Source organism: Enterobacter cloacae complex sp. P6RS, assembly GCF_014982245.1.
Taxonomy (GTDB): Bacteria; Pseudomonadota; Gammaproteobacteria; order Enterobacterales; family Enterobacteriaceae; genus Enterobacter; species Enterobacter bugandensis.
Genome location: NZ_JADCLB010000011.1, coordinates 19,173 through 34,166, shown reverse-complemented (window position 1 = coordinate 34,166; position 14,994 = coordinate 19,173). Strand labels below are relative to the sequence as shown.

The 14,994-nt window shown below is 55.6% G+C and carries 15 protein-coding genes; 10 read left to right on the top strand and 5 right to left on the bottom strand.

Annotated features, from left to right (window positions below; translation table 11 throughout):
* Positions 1–231: 231 nt before the first annotated feature.
* The 7 genes from aroK (at position 232) to trpS (ending at position 6,643) form a co-directional block, all read left to right on the top strand.
* On the top strand, positions 232–753 hold the full coding sequence (gene aroK, locus INF73_RS06365; RefSeq protein WP_003861630.1) for a shikimate kinase AroK: 522 nt from the start codon (positions 232–234) through the stop codon (positions 751–753).
* A gap of 57 nt (positions 754–810) precedes the next feature.
* Positions 811–1,899, top strand: coding sequence for a 3-dehydroquinate synthase (gene aroB, locus INF73_RS06360; RefSeq protein ID WP_048998971.1), 1,089 nt, complete (start codon positions 811–813; stop codon positions 1,897–1,899).
* A 92-nt stretch (positions 1,900–1,991) separates the two neighbouring features.
* Positions 1,992–3,293 (top strand): cell division protein DamX, encoded by a 1,302-nt coding sequence (gene damX, locus INF73_RS06355; RefSeq protein WP_041911922.1) that lies wholly within the window; start codon positions 1,992–1,994, stop codon positions 3,291–3,293.
* 67 nt (positions 3,294–3,360) lie between these two features.
* A complete protein-coding gene (dam, locus tag INF73_RS06350; protein WP_028014659.1) occupies positions 3,361–4,173 on the top strand; it encodes an adenine-specific DNA-methyltransferase in 813 nt (270 codons plus the stop codon).
* 41 nt (positions 4,174–4,214) lie between these two features.
* Positions 4,215–4,892, top strand: a complete 678-nt coding sequence (gene rpe, locus INF73_RS06345) for a ribulose-phosphate 3-epimerase (protein ID WP_023333698.1) — start codon at positions 4,215–4,217, stop codon at positions 4,890–4,892.
* Entirely contained in the window at positions 4,885–5,646 is a 762-nt protein-coding gene (gph, locus tag INF73_RS06340; RefSeq protein ID WP_048998970.1) for a phosphoglycolate phosphatase, read from the top strand. Before rpe ends, gph begins: the two co-directional genes overlap by 8 nt.
* Positions 5,639–6,643 (top strand): tryptophan--tRNA ligase, encoded by a 1,005-nt coding sequence (gene trpS, locus INF73_RS06335; RefSeq protein WP_028014657.1) that lies wholly within the window; start codon positions 5,639–5,641, stop codon positions 6,641–6,643. Before gph ends, trpS begins: the two co-directional genes overlap by 8 nt.
* 72 nt (positions 6,644–6,715) lie before the next feature.
* Here trpS and INF73_RS06330 read toward each other — a convergent pair whose 3' ends face one another.
* From INF73_RS06330 to tsgA, 5 genes are all read right to left on the bottom strand, one after another.
* The gene (locus INF73_RS06330) at positions 6,716–6,886 is read right to left on the bottom strand and encodes a YhfL family protein (RefSeq protein WP_008503029.1); all 171 of its coding nucleotides are present in this window, start codon (positions 6,884–6,886) and stop codon (positions 6,716–6,718) included.
* 136 nt (positions 6,887–7,022) lie between these two features.
* On the bottom strand, positions 7,023–8,396 hold the full coding sequence (gene cysG, locus INF73_RS06325) for a siroheme synthase CysG (RefSeq protein ID WP_028014655.1): 1,374 nt from the start codon (positions 8,394–8,396) through the stop codon (positions 7,023–7,025).
* Between the two features lie 135 nt (positions 8,397–8,531).
* Positions 8,532–8,858, bottom strand: a complete 327-nt coding sequence (gene nirD / locus INF73_RS06320) for a nitrite reductase small subunit NirD (protein WP_028014654.1) — start codon at positions 8,856–8,858, stop codon at positions 8,532–8,534.
* Positions 8,855–11,398, bottom strand: a complete 2,544-nt coding sequence (gene nirB, locus INF73_RS06315) for a nitrite reductase large subunit NirB (RefSeq protein WP_193540280.1) — start codon at positions 11,396–11,398, stop codon at positions 8,855–8,857. Before nirB ends, nirD begins: the two co-directional genes overlap by 4 nt.
* 260 nt (positions 11,399–11,658) lie before the next feature.
* On the bottom strand, positions 11,659–12,843 hold the full coding sequence (tsgA, locus tag INF73_RS06310) for an MFS transporter TsgA (protein WP_193540282.1): 1,185 nt from the start codon (positions 12,841–12,843) through the stop codon (positions 11,659–11,661).
* Between the two features lie 278 nt (positions 12,844–13,121).
* On the opposite strand from tsgA, the gene ppiA reads away from it, so the two are divergent.
* From ppiA to pabA, 3 genes are all read left to right on the top strand, one after another.
* On the top strand, positions 13,122–13,694 hold the full coding sequence (gene ppiA / locus INF73_RS06305; RefSeq protein ID WP_032644556.1) for a peptidylprolyl isomerase A: 573 nt from the start codon (positions 13,122–13,124) through the stop codon (positions 13,692–13,694).
* Positions 13,695–13,799: 105 nt separating this feature from the next.
* Complete coding sequence (locus tag INF73_RS06300) at positions 13,800–14,384, top strand: putative adenosine monophosphate-protein transferase Fic (RefSeq protein ID WP_028014650.1); 585 nt, start codon at positions 13,800–13,802, stop codon at positions 14,382–14,384.
* Between the two features lie 30 nt (positions 14,385–14,414).
* Positions 14,415–14,978: an aminodeoxychorismate synthase component 2 gene (gene pabA, locus INF73_RS06295; RefSeq protein ID WP_193540284.1), complete on the top strand. Its 564-nt coding sequence runs from the start codon at positions 14,415–14,417 to the stop codon at positions 14,976–14,978.
* The last annotated feature ends 16 nt before the right edge of the window (positions 14,979–14,994 follow it).

The window sequence follows — 14,994 nt, the reverse complement described above, 5'->3', positions numbered from 1 at the left end:
GGGGCATGAATTAGCATACAAGGAGTACCGATTTGAGTTGGACTTACGTCTTATTACCTTATGCGTCCGGCGCGGTGATTTAATCAGTTGCCAAACAAGCCGGAGTATTGAGATAATTTTTAGTCTGACTCTCGCTCTATTGCATATGAGGTTTCAGTTCATGTCCTGCTACGCCGGGTGTCTGCGAAGCGGGGATTACCATTAACGAATAGTCTTAGTAGTACCGATAAAATGGCAGAGAAACGCAATATCTTTCTGGTTGGGCCTATGGGTGCCGGCAAAAGCACTATTGGGCGTCAGTTAGCTCAACAACTCAATATGGAATTTTACGATTCTGATCAAGAGATTGAGAAACGAACCGGAGCTGATGTGGGCTGGGTTTTCGATGTAGAAGGCGAAGAAGGTTTCCGTGACCGAGAAGAAAAAGTGATCAACGAACTCACGGAAAAACAGGGCATCGTACTGGCAACAGGCGGCGGCTCTGTGAAATCTCGCGAAACCCGCAACCGTCTCTCCGCCCGTGGCGTAGTGGTCTATCTTGAGACGACCATTGAGAAACAGCTGGCACGTACGCAGCGCGATAAAAAGCGCCCGCTGCTGCAGGTTGAAACGCCACCACGCGAAGTTCTGGAAGCGTTGGCCGACGAACGCAATCCCCTGTATGAAGAGATTGCCGATGTGACCATTCGTACTGACGATCAGAGCGCTAAAGTGGTTGCAAACCAGATTATTCATATGCTGGAAAGCAACTGATTCTGGCTTTATATACACTCGCCTGCGGGTAAAAGCATTAAAGGTGGATGTCGCGTCATGGAGAGGATTACAGTTACTCTCGGGGAACGTAGTTACCCTATCACCATCGCGGCTGGTTTGTTTAACGACCCAGCTTCCTTTTTACCACTAAAAGCGGGTGATCAGGCGATGCTGGTCACCAATGAGACGCTGGCTCCGCTTTATCTCGACCGAGTGCGCCACCTGCTTGAGCAGGCAGGCGTAAAAGTCGACAATGTGATTCTGCCCGATGGCGAGCAGTATAAAAGCCTGACGGTACTCGATACCGTCTTTACCGCATTGCTGCAAAAACCGCACGGTCGCGATACAACACTGCTTGCCCTGGGCGGCGGTGTTGTGGGCGATCTGACCGGCTTTGCGGCCGCAAGCTATCAGCGTGGCGTCCGTTTTATTCAAATCCCGACCACGTTGCTGTCTCAGGTCGACTCCTCTGTCGGTGGCAAAACGGCAGTCAACCATCCCCTCGGCAAAAACATGATTGGCGCGTTCTACCAGCCTGCGTCGGTGGTGGTGGATCTCGACTGCCTGAAAACCCTGCCGAAACGCGAGCTGGCCTCTGGCCTGGCTGAAGTGATTAAATACGGCATTATTCTGGATGGCGAGTTCTTTAACTGGCTTGAAGAGAATATGGATGCGCTGCTGCGCCTGGATGAGGCGAAACTGGCATACTGCATTCGTCGTTGTTGTGAGCTGAAAGCAGAAGTTGTCGCGGCAGACGAGCGTGAAACCGGCTTACGTGCTTTACTGAATCTTGGGCATACGTTTGGCCACGCCATTGAAGCCGAAATGGGTTACGGCAACTGGCTGCACGGTGAAGCCGTCGCGGCTGGCATGGTCATGGCAGCCCGCACCTCTGAACGTCTTGGGCAGTTTAAACCGGAAGAGACGGCACGTATCATTGCGCTACTTGAACGTGCAGGTTTGCCGGTAACCGGGCCGCAGGAGATGTCGGCGCAGGCGTATTTACCCCACATGATGCGCGATAAAAAAGTATTGGCAGGTGAGATGCGTCTTGTACTCCCGCTTGCAATAGGGAAGAGTGAAGTGCGCGGCGGAGTGTCGCACGATGTCGTTCTTGGCGCCATTGCTGATTGCCAGCAGGCGTAACAACTAGAAAGGTCAGGCCACTGTTATCGGTGGTCGTTTAGCTTCAGGCGAAATGCAAAGACGTAGGCATAAGCCTTTGAGTGGGGTGTTAAATGGATGAATTCAAACCAGAAGACGAGCTGAAACCCGATCCCAGCGATCGTCGTACTGGTCGTTCTCGTCAATCTTCAGAACGTGATAACGAGCCGCAGATCAACTTTGACGATGTTGATCTGGATGCAGACGATCGTCGCCCTTCGCGCAGCCGCAACGCGCGTGATGAGCGAGAAGAAGAGGATTATGAGTCCGAAGAAGATTCAATGGACGAACAGCCTGTAGAGCGTCGCCCGCGTAAACGAAAAAAAGCCGCTGCGCAGAAACCGGCCTCCCGTCAGTACATCATGATGGGACTTGGCGTTCTGGTGCTTGTGCTGCTGATTGTTGGCATTGGCTCCGCGCTGAAAGCACCGTCCACCAACTCAACCGAACAAACCGCCTCCGCAGAGAAGAGCATCAACCTCTCCGGTAATGATGCGACGGATCAGGCGAATGGTGCACAGCCAGCGCCGGGCACCACTTCCGCTGAGCAGACTGCCAGCAACACAACGACGCCGCAGGATGTTTCTCTGCCGCCCGTTTCATCAACGCCTGCTCAGGGCCAGGCACCTGTCACGCCCGAAGGCCAGCAGCGTGTTGAAGTTCAGGGAGACCTGAACAATGCGCTGATGCAGCCGCAAAACCAGCAGCAGGTTGATAACGTTGTGGTTAACTCTACGCTGCCAACTGAACCTGCAACCGTCGCGCCGATCCACGGTGCTACCGCGCAGCCGCAGACGGCAGCAACGGAAACTAAACCGCGCCAGACGCAAACTGCGACGCGTCCTGAACGTAAGCAGGCGGTCATTGAGCCGAAGCGTGAAACCAAGCCTCAGGCCGTGGTAAAAGCGCCTGAAGTGAAAGCCGCACCGGCACAGCCGAAACGCACTGAAACGGCTGCCGTGAGCGAGCCGGCCAAAGCGCCAGTCACGCAGACTGCGCCGAAAGCGACGGCAACCACAACGGCACCTGCTGCCACCGCTGCTCCTGCCGCAACGGCGACGGCTTCCAGTGCTGCAGCAGGTAAAACAGCTGGCAACGTCGGTTCGCTGAAATCTGCACCGTCCAGCAACTACACGCTGCAGTTGAGCAGTTCATCTAACTATGACAACCTCAACGGCTGGGCGAAGAAATCGAATCTGAAAAACTACGTGGTTTATCAGACAACCCGTAACGGACAGCCGTGGTACGTGCTGGTGAGCGGTGTGTATGCTTCCAAAGATGAAGCGAAGCGCGCCGTGGCGACACTGCCAGCAGACGTTCAGGCGAAAAACCCGTGGGCGAAGCCGATTCATCAGGTGCAGGCCGATCTGAAGTAATGTTTAAAGCGCAGGATGCTGTCGGAGCTTTCTCCACAGCCGGAGAAGGTGTAATCAGTTAGTCAGCATGAAAAAAAATCGCGCTTTTCTGAAATGGGCAGGGGGGAAATACCCCCTGCTCGATGATATTAAAAAGCACCTGCCAAAAGGCGAGTGTCTTATCGAGCCCTTCGTGGGTGCGGGATCGGTGTTCCTGAACACCGATTTTTCTCGTTATATCCTGGCGGATATCAACAGCGACCTTATCAGCCTCTATAACATCGTTAAGCTGCGTACCGATGAGTATGTGGAAGAGGCGCGCAAGCTGTTTACGCCAGAGAACAACAGCCCTGACGTTTACTATCAGTTCCGCACGGAATTTAATCAGAGCCAGGATCCGTTCCGCCGCGCGCTGCTGTTCCTTTACCTCAACCGTCATGGTTACAACGGCCTGTGCCGGTATAATCTGCGCGGCGAATTTAACGTGCCGTTTGGTCGTTATAAGCGCCCGTACTTCCCGCAGGACGAACTATATCATTTTGCGAAGAAAGCGCAGAATGCAGAGTTCCACTGCCTCTCCTATGAAGAGTGCATGGAACTGGCAGGCGTAAACTCGGTGGTTTACTGCGATCCGCCTTATGCGCCGCTGTCTGCGACGGCGAACTTCACCGCCTACCACACCAATAGCTTCAGCCCGGCCGAACAGGCCCGCCTGGCGGAGATGGCGGAAAAACTGGTCAGCAAAAGAATTCCGGTGTTAATTTCAAATCACGATACCCCTGATACGCGCGAATGGTACAAAGCCGCGAAGCATTTTCAGGTTAAGGTGCGGCGTAGCATTAGCAGCAACGGCGGCACACGTAAAAAGGTGGACGAACTCCTGGCTCTTTATCGCCCCTGAGCCGTTTTGCCCGCCGGTAAACACATTTCAAGGAGATGCGGATGAAACAGTTTTTGATTGCCCCCTCAATTCTGTCGGCCGATTTTGCCCGCCTGGGTGAAGACACGGCGGAAGCTCTCGCAGCTGGCGCAGATGTCGTCCATTTCGACGTTATGGATAACCACTACGTTCCCAATCTGACCATCGGTCCGATGGTGCTCAAGGCCCTGCGTAACTACGGCATTACCGCACCGATCGACGTTCACCTGATGGTGAAGCCTGTCGACCGCATCGTGCCTGACTTTGCCGCAGCGGGCGCCAGCATTATCACTTTCCATCCGGAAGCCTCCGAGCACGTTGACCGCACGCTGCAGCTGATCAAAGAGAACGGCTGTAAGGCGGGGCTGGTGTTTAACCCGGCAACACCGTTGAGCTATCTCGATTACGTGATGGACAAGCTGGACGTGATTTTGCTGATGTCCGTCAACCCGGGCTTTGGCGGCCAGTCGTTCATCCCTCACACGCTGGATAAGCTGCGCGAAGTGCGCCGTCGCATTGACGAGTCTGGCTATGATATTCGTCTGGAAGTGGACGGCGGTGTGAAAGTGAATAATATTGGCGAAATTGCGGCAGCGGGCGCGGATATGTTCGTTGCAGGTTCGGCAATTTTCGACCAACCGGATTACAAAAAAGTCATTGATGAAATGCGCCGCGAGCTGGCGAAGGTAAGTCATGGATAAATTGCAGGCAATTCGGGGTGTGGCATTCGACCTCGACGGCACGCTGGTGGACAGCGCGCCGGGCTTAACGAGCGCCGTCGATCGGGCGCTGTATGCACTGGAACTGCCCGTTGCGGGCGAAGATCGTGTGATTACGTGGATTGGCAACGGTGCCGATGTCCTGATGGAGCGCGCGTTGACGTGGGCTCGTCAGGAACGCGCGTCGCAGCGTTCCGCGCAGGGGAAACCAAGCGTCGATCACGCCGATATCCCGCAGGATGAGCAGCTGCGTATTCTGCGCAAGCTGTTCGATCGCTTCTACGAAGAGGCCGTCGAGGAGGGTAGCTTCCTGTTCCCGGACGTCCAGGAAACCCTGAGCGCGCTGCACGCAAAAGGCATCCCGCTGGGGCTGGTGACCAACAAGCCGTCGCCGTTTGTTGCGCCGCTGCTGGAGGCGCTGGATATCGCGAAATATTTCTCCGTGATTGTAGGCGGGGATGACGTGCAGAACAAAAAGCCGCATCCGGAGCCGCTGTTGCTGGTGGCAGGAAAATTATCCTTAACGCCTGCGGAGCTGCTCTTTGTCGGGGATTCGCGTAATGATATTCTGGCTGCCCGAGCGGCGGGGTGTCCTTCCGTCGGTTTAACCTATGGCTACAACTACGGTGAGGCCATTACGCTGAGTGAGCCGGATGTTGTGTTCGACCACTTCAAAGATTTGTTGCCCGCACTCGGGCTTTCGCACAGTGAACATCAGGAATTGAATAATGACTAAGCCCATCGTTTTTAGTGGCGCACAGCCTTCAGGTGAATTGACCATTGGTAACTACATGGGTGCGTTGCGTCAGTGGGTCAGCATGCAGGATGACTACCATTGCATTTACTGCATCGTAGATTTGCATGCTATCACCGCGCGTCAGGATCCTGAGAAGCTGCGCAAAGCCACCCTGGACACCCTGGCCCTCTATCTGGCCTGCGGTATCGATCCTGAAAAGAGCACCATTTTCGTTCAGTCTCACGTGCCGGAGCATGCGCAGCTGGGCTGGGCGCTGAACTGCTATACCTATTTCGGCGAGCTGAGCCGCATGACCCAGTTCAAGGATAAGTCTGCCCGCTACTCTGAAAACATCAACGCTGGCCTGTTCGACTATCCGGTGCTGATGGCGGCCGACATCCTGCTGTACCAGACCAACCAGGTGCCGGTGGGTGAAGACCAGAAGCAGCACCTGGAGCTGAGCCGTGATATCGCCCAGCGCTTTAACGCGCTTTACGGTGACGTATTCAAAGTGCCAGAGCCGTTTATTCCGAAATCCGGCGCGCGCGTGATGTCGCTGCTGGAGCCAACCAAGAAGATGTCCAAGTCTGACGATAACCGCAACAACGTTATCGGCCTGCTGGAAGATCCGAAATCGGTGGTGAAAAAGCTCAAGCGCGCGGTCACCGACTCCGACGAGCCGCCTGTGGTGCGCTACGACGTGCAGAACAAAGCGGGCGTCTCCAACCTGCTGGACATTCTCTCCGGCGTGACCGGCCAGAGCATTCCCGAGCTGGAAAAACACTTCGAAGGCAAGATGTACGGCCACCTGAAGGGTGAAGTGGCAGAGGCCGTTTCCGGCATGCTGACCGAGCTGCAGGAGCGCTACAACCGCTACCGTAACGACGAAGCTTTCCTGCAGAAGGTGATGAAAGACGGCGCGGAAAAAGCCAGCGCGCGCGCGTCCGAAACCCTGAAAGCGGTGTACGAGGCGATTGGGTTTGTGGCGAAACCTTAAGCCGCCACCCGACAAATACGGGCTCAATAAAAAACCGGGAAATCCCCGGTTTTTTTTACGCCTGAAAAACGCTTACTGCTGTGCCGCCGGGCCGCAACCGCCGATGATCTTCGAAATGGAGATCGCCGGGTGCAGCAGGTAATCGTAGCTGCAGTTATTTTTAGTATTTTGAACGTGACCGGTGCAGGCGGTCAGCGTCGATAACAGGCCAACCAGAACGGCGGCTTTTGCCAGTTTGAACATATGCATTCCTTGTCTAAAAATTGGATGTAATACGAGGGAATAAAGGGAAAAGCTCCACTTCGGGGCGGTATGTTATCGGTAGGAGTAAGAGGGGAGTAGTCCGCTTAAGGACTACTCCAGGAAGGGAGAATATGCGTTAGTGATTCGAGAACCAGTTCAGCTTATCGCGCAGCTCAACCACGCGACCCACCACAATCAGTGCCGGGCTTTCGACCTGCTGCGCCAGCTCACCGAGCTGCGTCAGCGCGCCATTCACCACGCGCTGCTTGATTGACGTCCCGTTTTCCACCAGTGCAACGGGCATATCAGCCTCCATGCCGTGCTCCAGCAGTTTCGCCTGGATAGTGGCGGCCTGGTTCAGCCCCATGTAGAACACCAGCGTCTGCTTTTCAGCGGCCAGGTTATGCCAGTCCAGCTCGCTGCCGGTTTTCAGGTGGCCCGTGACCAGACGCACGCTCTGGGCGTAGTCGCGATGGGTCAACGGAATGCCTGAGTAGGCTGAACAGCCGGACGCCGCCGTTATGCCCGGCACCACGGAGAACGGAATGCCTGCATTGCACAGGGTTTCCAGCTCCTCGCCGCCGCGACCAAAGATAAACGGATCGCCGCCCTTAAGGCGCACCACGCGTTTTCCCTTTTGCGCTTCACGCAGCAGGATCTGATTAATCTCCTCCTGCGGCACGCAGTGGTAGCCTGCCCGTTTACCGACGAAGACGCGGTCGGCGTCGCGGCGCACCAGGTTCATGATGTCATCGGAGACCAGGCGGTCATACACCACGATATCCGCCTGCTGGATCTGCTGGAGCCCTTTCAGGGTCAGTAAACCCGCATCTCCCGGACCAGCCCCGACCAGCACCACTTCACCACGGTGATCCAGTGGCTCGCTCAGCAGCTGCTCGGTCGTCTCTTCAACCGCTTTCGCGTCCTGATTCGCCAGCGACTGCGCCAGCCTGTCGTTAACGAAAAATTTCTCCCAGAAGCGACGACGCTCACCCACGGTTGAGAAGGTTTGCTTCACGCGGGAGCGAAGCTGCCCGGCGTAGTGGGCTATCTGGCCGAGATGCTGCGGCAAAATAGCTTCCAGTTTTTCCCGCAGCAGGCGGGCAAGTACGGGCGAGCGGCCGCCGGAAGACACCGCGATCATCAGCGGTGAACGGTCGATAATCGACGGCATGATAAAGCTGGCCTCTTTCGGCGCATCCACCACGTTACAGAAGATCCGGCGCGCTTCGCAGGCGTCGCTGACGCGCTGGTTCACTTCATCGTCATCCGTCGCGGCAATGGTCAGCCAGCAGGTATCCAGCAGGGACTCATCAAACTCCCCCTGCACCAGCGTGAGCATCCCTTCCTGCGCCCAGACGTCAAACTGCGGAGCGAAGGTGAGGGCATTGACGGTCAGTCGGGCTCCAGCATCCAGCAACAGGCGCGCTTTGCGTTCAGCCACATCGCCGCCGCCCACAAGCAGGCAGTCGCGATGGCGTAATTGACAGAAAATCGGCAGGTGGTCCACGACGTTACCTCACAGCATTCAAGGAGGGGGTAAGAATTGACGTCAGGATAACAGCAGGAATCGTACAGAACATACGGTTTTTCCTGCCGTTACCCATAAGGGGTCATAAGCCTTTCCTATTGGAAAGGCGGAGGGTTACGCTTTGAGCTGCACCTTGCCGTCCTTCACGCGGGCGTCGTAGTGCTTCACGGAGAAGCTTTCATCTTCCATGCAGTGCCCGTCGGTTAAGCGGAAACGCTGCTTTTTCAGCGGGCTGGCGACCCACAGCTCACCCTGGTGTTCAGCAATCAGACCGCGGGAGAGCACGCTGGCCTCAAAGAACGGATCGATATTGCTGATGGCAAAGACCTGTTCATCGTGGCGAGGGCGGAAAATAGCTACCTGCTCGTTACCCAGCAAAGCACAGACGCCGGTTGATGGCAGAATGTCGTTAATGTTGCAGATGTTTACCCACTGGCTCATGCGTTTTCCTCCACCAGCATCACCGGAATGCGTTCATACGGGGTTGCAGGACGATGCTGTTCGCGCTCCGGCACTACCTGCACGTTCGGGTCGCGCTGGGTGCTGTTGATAAAGTGTTTGAAGCGCGTCTGCGCCGCCGGGGTGTTGACGGTTTCGGTCCACTCGCAGATCACCGCCTCGCGCAGGCGAGCCATCTCGGATTCCAGCTGTTCGTTCAGACCCAGCTTGTCATCAATGATGACCGACTTCAGGTAGTCGATACCGCCTTCCAGGTTATCGAGCCAGGAAGCGGTACGGGTCAGCTTATCGGCGGTACGAATGTAGAACATCATGAAGCGGTCGAGATACTGGATCAGTGTGTCGCGATCGAGATCCGCCGCCAGCAGGTCCGCGTGGCGTGGTTTCATCCCGCCATTGCCGCACACGTACAGGTTCCAGCCTTTCTCGGTGGCGATGATCCCTACGTCTTTACCCTGCGCTTCCGCACATTCACGGGTACAGCCGGAGACGCCGAACTTCATTTTGTGCGGGGTACGGATGCCTTTGTAGCGGTTTTCCAGCTCGACGCCGAATCCCACGCTGTCGCCCACGCCGTAGCGGCACCAGGTGCTGCCCACGCAGGTTTTCGCCATGCGCAGCGCTTTGGCATACGCGTGACCGGTTTCGAAGCCCGCCTCAATCAGCTGACGCCAGATTTCCGGGAGATCGTCTTTCTGCGCACCAAACAGGCCGATACGCTGGGAACCGGTGATTTTGGTGTACAGGTTAAACCCACGTGCGATACGGCCCACGGCGACCAGCCCTTCCGGGGTGATTTCGCCACCGGCGGAACGCGGAATGACGGAGTAAGTACCGTCTTTCTGGATGTTCGCCAGGAAGTTATCGTTGGTGTCCTGCAGCGGCGTGTGTTCTGGTTTGAGCACGTACTCATTCCAGCAGGACGCCAGCAGGGAGCCGACGGTCGGTTTACACACTTCACATCCGTAACCCTGGCCGTGTTTCTCCAGCAGTTCGTCGAAGGACTTGATGCCTTCCACGCGGATCAGATGGTACAGCTCCTGGCGAGAGTAAGCGAAGTGTTCGCACAGGTTGTTGTTCACTTCGATGCCCTGTTTCGCCAGTTCAGCGTTCAGTACCTGAGTCACCAGTGGAATACAGCCGCCGCAGCCGGTACCGGCTTTGGTTTCGGCCTTCAGCGCCGCAACGGTGTGGCAGCCTTTGTTGATGGCGGAGATCAGCATGCCTTTGGTGACGTCGAAGCAGGAGCAAATCTGCGCGCTGTCCGGCAGTTTATCTACGCCGATAGATGGTTTACCGCTGGAGGCGTGCGCCGGCAGGATCAGCGCGTCCGGGTTTTCCGGCAGTTCAATCGCGTTCAGCACCAGCTGGAGCAGGTTACCGAAGTCGCTGGTATCGCCCACCAGCACCGCACCGAGCAGGGTTTTGTTGTCCTGGCTGACGATAAGGCGTTTGTAGACCTCTTTGCTTTCGTCCAGATAGACGTAGCTGCGGGAGTTCGGGGTGCGGCCATGCGCATCGCCGATACCGCCTACGTCCACGCCCAGCAGCTTCAGCTTGGCGCTCATGTCTGCGCCGGTGAAGGCGTTTTCGCTGCCGAGGATATGGTCCACGGCGACCTGCGCCATTTTGTATCCTGGTGCCACCAGACCGTATACCCGGTTATTCCAGCTGGCGCACTCGCCAATGGCGTAGATATCCGGATCGGAGGTCTGGCAGGTATCGTTAATCATGATCCCGCCGCGCTGCGCTACCGCCAGGCCGCACTGCGTGGCGAGCTTGTCGCGCGGACGAATACCGGTGGAGAAGACGATGAAGTCCACTTCCAGCTCGCTGCCGTCGGCAAAGCGCATGGTTTTACGCGCCTCTGTGCCTTCCTGCACGATCTCTTTGGTGTTCTTGCTGGTGTGAACCTTCACGCCCATGCTTTCGATTTTACGACGCAGCTGGTCGCCACCCATGTGGTCCAGCTGTTCCGCCATCAGCATCGGGGCAAATTCGATAACGTGGGTTTCAACGCCGAGGTTTTTCAGCGCGCCTGCCGCTTCCAGGCCCAGCAGGCCACCGCCAACAACCGCACCGCGTTTGCTTCGACGTGCGCAGGATTCAATGGCGTTGAGGTCTTCAATGGTACGGTAAACGAAGCAATCCTGGGTTTCCGACCCTTTAATCGGCGGGATCCACGGATACGAGCCAGTCGCCATGATCAGCTTATCGTAAAAAACCGTACGCCCGGCGCTGGAGTGGATCACTTTCTCCTGACGGTTGATGGTGATAGCGCGTTCGCCCACCAGCACTTTTACGCCATGCTTCTCGTAGAAACCTTCGCGCACCAGAGAGAGCTCTTCGGCGGTATGGTGAGAGAAGTAGGAAGACAAGTGCACACGGTCGTACGCCTTGCGGGGTTCTTCACAGAACACGGTAATATCGAACTGGTCAGCATCGGCTTTATCGAGAAGATCCTCAATAAAGCGGTGGCCGACCATGCCGTTACCGATGATAGCGAGTCTGACTTTGCTCATTTTTGCCTCGATTTCTTTTCTATTACTGCCTACCTTAACGATTCAGCAGGGGCACTTATTGATGCAAATCAAATACGCCTTCACCTACCCCTTAGTGGGTATATGTATGATTTGTCAGGTTTTTTATAAGTAACGGATATTGTTTGATTTTTGTGCTTGCTTGTTTTTCGCACAAATTTGACGGGGTTTTTTACGAATCGGCAGTCAGAGCGGGTAAGCAGGGTAAAACCCCTTTGCAGAACGCAAAGGGGTTTTGACGATTAGTGGGTAGCCGTTGTCGTATTGTGCTGGCGGTGACGGGTCACGAAGCCCAGAATGAAACACATGATAAACACCACGGCATACAGACCGTTAGCGGTGTGCAGCGCGGCCAGCGGGCCGCTGTGCGCCACAATCGGGCCCGTGACCACGAAGGTCAGCATAGTGCCGATGGTGCCGCAGGTCAGCACGAAGTTCACCAGTTTTGGCGAAGCCACTTTGGTCTGCAGGGAGCCCAGGGTGATGATTGAGGTGTAAATCGCGCTGGAGAAGAAGCCCAGGGTCAGGATGAACCATGGCATATGCTCCGGGGAACCGTTGATGAACAGATACATCAGCACGGTCGCCAGACCCGCCAGGACGGTCAGAATACGTTGCAGGTCGAAGAAGCGCAGGATGAAGCTAAAGGCCCACATGCCGAACATGTAAGACATCCAGAAATCGCTCACCAGTTTGCCCGCGTCGTTCAGGCTCATGCCCAGACCTTTGGCGTATTCAGGTACCCACGAGATAAAGCCCAACTGACCGAGGATGTAGCATAGGGCGGCAATGGAGAGGAACAGCACGCCGATACCCCATTTTTCTTTCGCCACCGGCTCTGAGGTGGTCTGCGCTTTTTTGCCGAGCACCGGGAAGTCACAGCCGAAGGTCAGAATGAAGATCGCGACATAGACCAGACCGATACAGGCGTATACCCAGTACCATTCAATACTGCGCGCGAGCAGATACGCGGCGACCATCGGGAAAATCATCCCGGCCATGCTGAAGAAGGAGTCGGTAAACAGCAGGCGCGCGCCGCGCTGGCGGCCTTCATACATGTGCGTAATAAGGAACGTACCGATCGACATCGTGATCCCGCTGACCAGGCCCAGCACGAACATGGCGGCGGAGAACAGGGCGATGCTGTGGCTCAACATCAGGCCCGCCACGGCGGCAACCATCAGCACGAAGCCGAAGCGCAGCTGGGTTTTCAGCGGGACGATTTCCATCAGCCAGGCATTCAGGAAGATTGAGATCAGGATCCCCGCGTTGAGGAAGGTGAAGGTGTTACTCATGCTGGAAACGGGCAGCTGGAAGTAGTCTGCGATATTTCCCATCACCATCCCGGTGACGATCACCAACGCGCCGGTCAGGGCGTAGGAGAAGAAGCTTATCCATGTGAGCTTGATGCGATTGCTGTTAGTCATGTCTGGCCTGTTCAGAAAAAGAAAAGCGCCGGAAGGGCGCTGAGAGCGGGCAGATTTTAGTCGCTAAAGTGATCTATTCCTATCTTTTAAGGGAAATGAATATGCCATTGCAGGTTTTAGTGTGATCTAAGTCACACTAAATGGCGGTATAACCAATCGTTTGCGCAGTAATAATTGTTTCAATTTCGTAAAATTAGGTAAAAGGCTGGTCTCGGTTCATACTGCTCTTTAGAATCAAGCCATTCGCTTTTTATACTGCGCTTTGTTAAGGAATTCTCATGCTCAAATCAACACTGGCGGCTGTCGCAGCTGTGTTTGCTCTTTCTGCCGTTTCCCCTGCTGCGCTGGCAGCCAAAGGGGACCCTCACGTTCTGCTGACCACCTCTGCCGGGAACATTGAGCTGGAACTGAATAGCCAGAAAGCTCCGGTTTCTGTAAAAAACTTCCTCGACTATGTGAACAGTGGTTTCTATAACAACACCACCTTCCACCGCGTGATCCCTGGCTTCATGATTCAGGGCGGCGGCTTCAACGAGCAGATGCAGCAGAAACAGCCTAACCCACCCATCAAAAACGAAGCGGACAACGGCCTGCTGAACAAGCGCGGCACCATCTCCATGGCGCGCACGGCGGATAAAGACAGCGCCACCAGCCAGTTCTTCCTCAACGTGGCGGATAACGCTTTCCTCGACCACGGCCAGCGCGACTTCGGCTATGCGGTCTTCGGTAAAATTGTGAAAGGGATGGACGTGGCGGACAAAATCTCTCAGGTTCAGACTCACGATGTCGGTCCATACCAGAATGTGCCGTCTAAACCTGTCGTTATCCTCTCCGCAAAAGTTCTGCCGTAATCCTCTCTGACACGGGCGATCCTCGCCCGTGTTGTGACCCCTCCCTGCGAAAGCGCGTTTTGCTGCTTATACTTGTGGCAAACGGACTATTCAGGGAGGCGTTAAGTGAAAAAACTCACCGATAAGCAAAAATCCCGTCTCTGGGAGCAACAGCGTAACGTCAATTTTCAGGCCAGTTGTCTCCTTGAAAAAGGTAATGGTCCTTCAGAGCCCGGCATTGAGACGCTGGAGCTTGGGCCTTCAGCGCCCGGGCTACCGCATCTGTGCCTCATTCATCGCCATCTGTATCACAGAGAGATGAAGCAGGCAGGCGAATTCCGTACCGACGATATTTTTAAGGGTGACATTCCCTTCTGCCATTTTGAGTACATCGAGACGATGGGTAACGAACTGATGGCAGCGCTGGAAAGTGATAAGTATCTTGTGGGTCTTGAAAAAGCGGCGTTTGTTGAAAAAGTGAGCCATTACTACTGTGAAATCAATATGCTGCATCCCTTTATGCGCGGTAATGGCATTGCTCAGCGCGTCTTCTTTGAGCAGCTGGCCATCCACGCGAATTACGCGCTGGACTGGCGGGATATTGATCCCGAGCAGTGGGTGGCGGCGAACCGAAGCGGTGCCACGGGCGATTTGACCGCGCTGAGCGCTATCTTTGCCAAAGTAGTGAGCGAAGCGCGGGAATCTGAGTAGAATAGGGCGGCATTTTTTTCGGGAGCCGCCATGATTCTGCTGATTGATAACTACGATTCCTTCACCTGGAACCTTTACCAGTATTTTTGTGAACTGGGTGCAGAGGTGGTTGTCCGCCGCAACGACGAACTCAGCCTGTCTGATATTGAGACGCTGGCTCCGCAGAAAATCGTCATTTCGCCGGGGCCGTGTACGCCGTCGGAATCGGGCATTTCTCTGGAGGTTATTCACCACTATGCCGGCAGGCTGCCGATCCTGGGCGTCTGTCTCGGTCATCAGGCGATTGCCCAGGCATTTGGGGCTACCATCGTGCGTGCCGCGAAAGTGATGCACGGCAAAACCTCGCCGGTCACCCACACCGGCACGGGCGTATTCACAGGGCTCAATAACCCGCTAACCGTGACGCGCTACCATTCGCTGGTGATTGACCCACCGACGCTGCCCGACTGCTTTGACGTGACCGCCTGGAGCGATACGCAGGAGATCATGGGGATTCGCCACCACGAGTGGGATCTCGAAGGCGTGCAGTTCCACCCTGAAAGTATCCTCAGCGAGCAGGGGCACGCACTGCTGGCAAATTTCCTCAATCGCTGAATATCTGTTGCCTTGT

Coding starts and splice junctions, on each gene's coding strand:
- aroK (WP_003861630.1), top strand. CDS start 232: ATGGCAGAGAAACGCAATATCTTTCTGGTTGGGCCTATGGGTGCCGGC.
- aroB (WP_048998971.1), top strand. CDS start 811: ATGGAGAGGATTACAGTTACTCTCGGGGAACGTAGTTACCCTATCACC.
- damX (WP_041911922.1), top strand. CDS start 1,992: ATGGATGAATTCAAACCAGAAGACGAGCTGAAACCCGATCCCAGCGAT.
- dam (WP_028014659.1), top strand. CDS start 3,361: ATGAAAAAAAATCGCGCTTTTCTGAAATGGGCAGGGGGGAAATACCCC.
- rpe (WP_023333698.1), top strand. CDS start 4,215: ATGAAACAGTTTTTGATTGCCCCCTCAATTCTGTCGGCCGATTTTGCC.
- gph (WP_048998970.1), top strand. CDS start 4,885: ATGGATAAATTGCAGGCAATTCGGGGTGTGGCATTCGACCTCGACGGC.
- trpS (WP_028014657.1), top strand. CDS start 5,639: ATGACTAAGCCCATCGTTTTTAGTGGCGCACAGCCTTCAGGTGAATTG.
- INF73_RS06330 (WP_008503029.1), bottom strand. CDS start 6,886: ATGTTCAAACTGGCAAAAGCCGCCGTTCTGGTTGGCCTGTTATCGACG.
- nirD (WP_028014654.1), bottom strand. CDS start 8,858: ATGAGCCAGTGGGTAAACATCTGCAACATTAACGACATTCTGCCATCA.
- nirB (WP_193540280.1), bottom strand. CDS start 11,398: ATGAGCAAAGTCAGACTCGCTATCATCGGTAACGGCATGGTCGGCCAC.
- tsgA (WP_193540282.1), bottom strand. CDS start 12,843: ATGACTAACAGCAATCGCATCAAGCTCACATGGATAAGCTTCTTCTCC.
- ppiA (WP_032644556.1), top strand. CDS start 13,122: ATGCTCAAATCAACACTGGCGGCTGTCGCAGCTGTGTTTGCTCTTTCT.
- pabA (WP_193540284.1), top strand. CDS start 14,415: ATGATTCTGCTGATTGATAACTACGATTCCTTCACCTGGAACCTTTAC.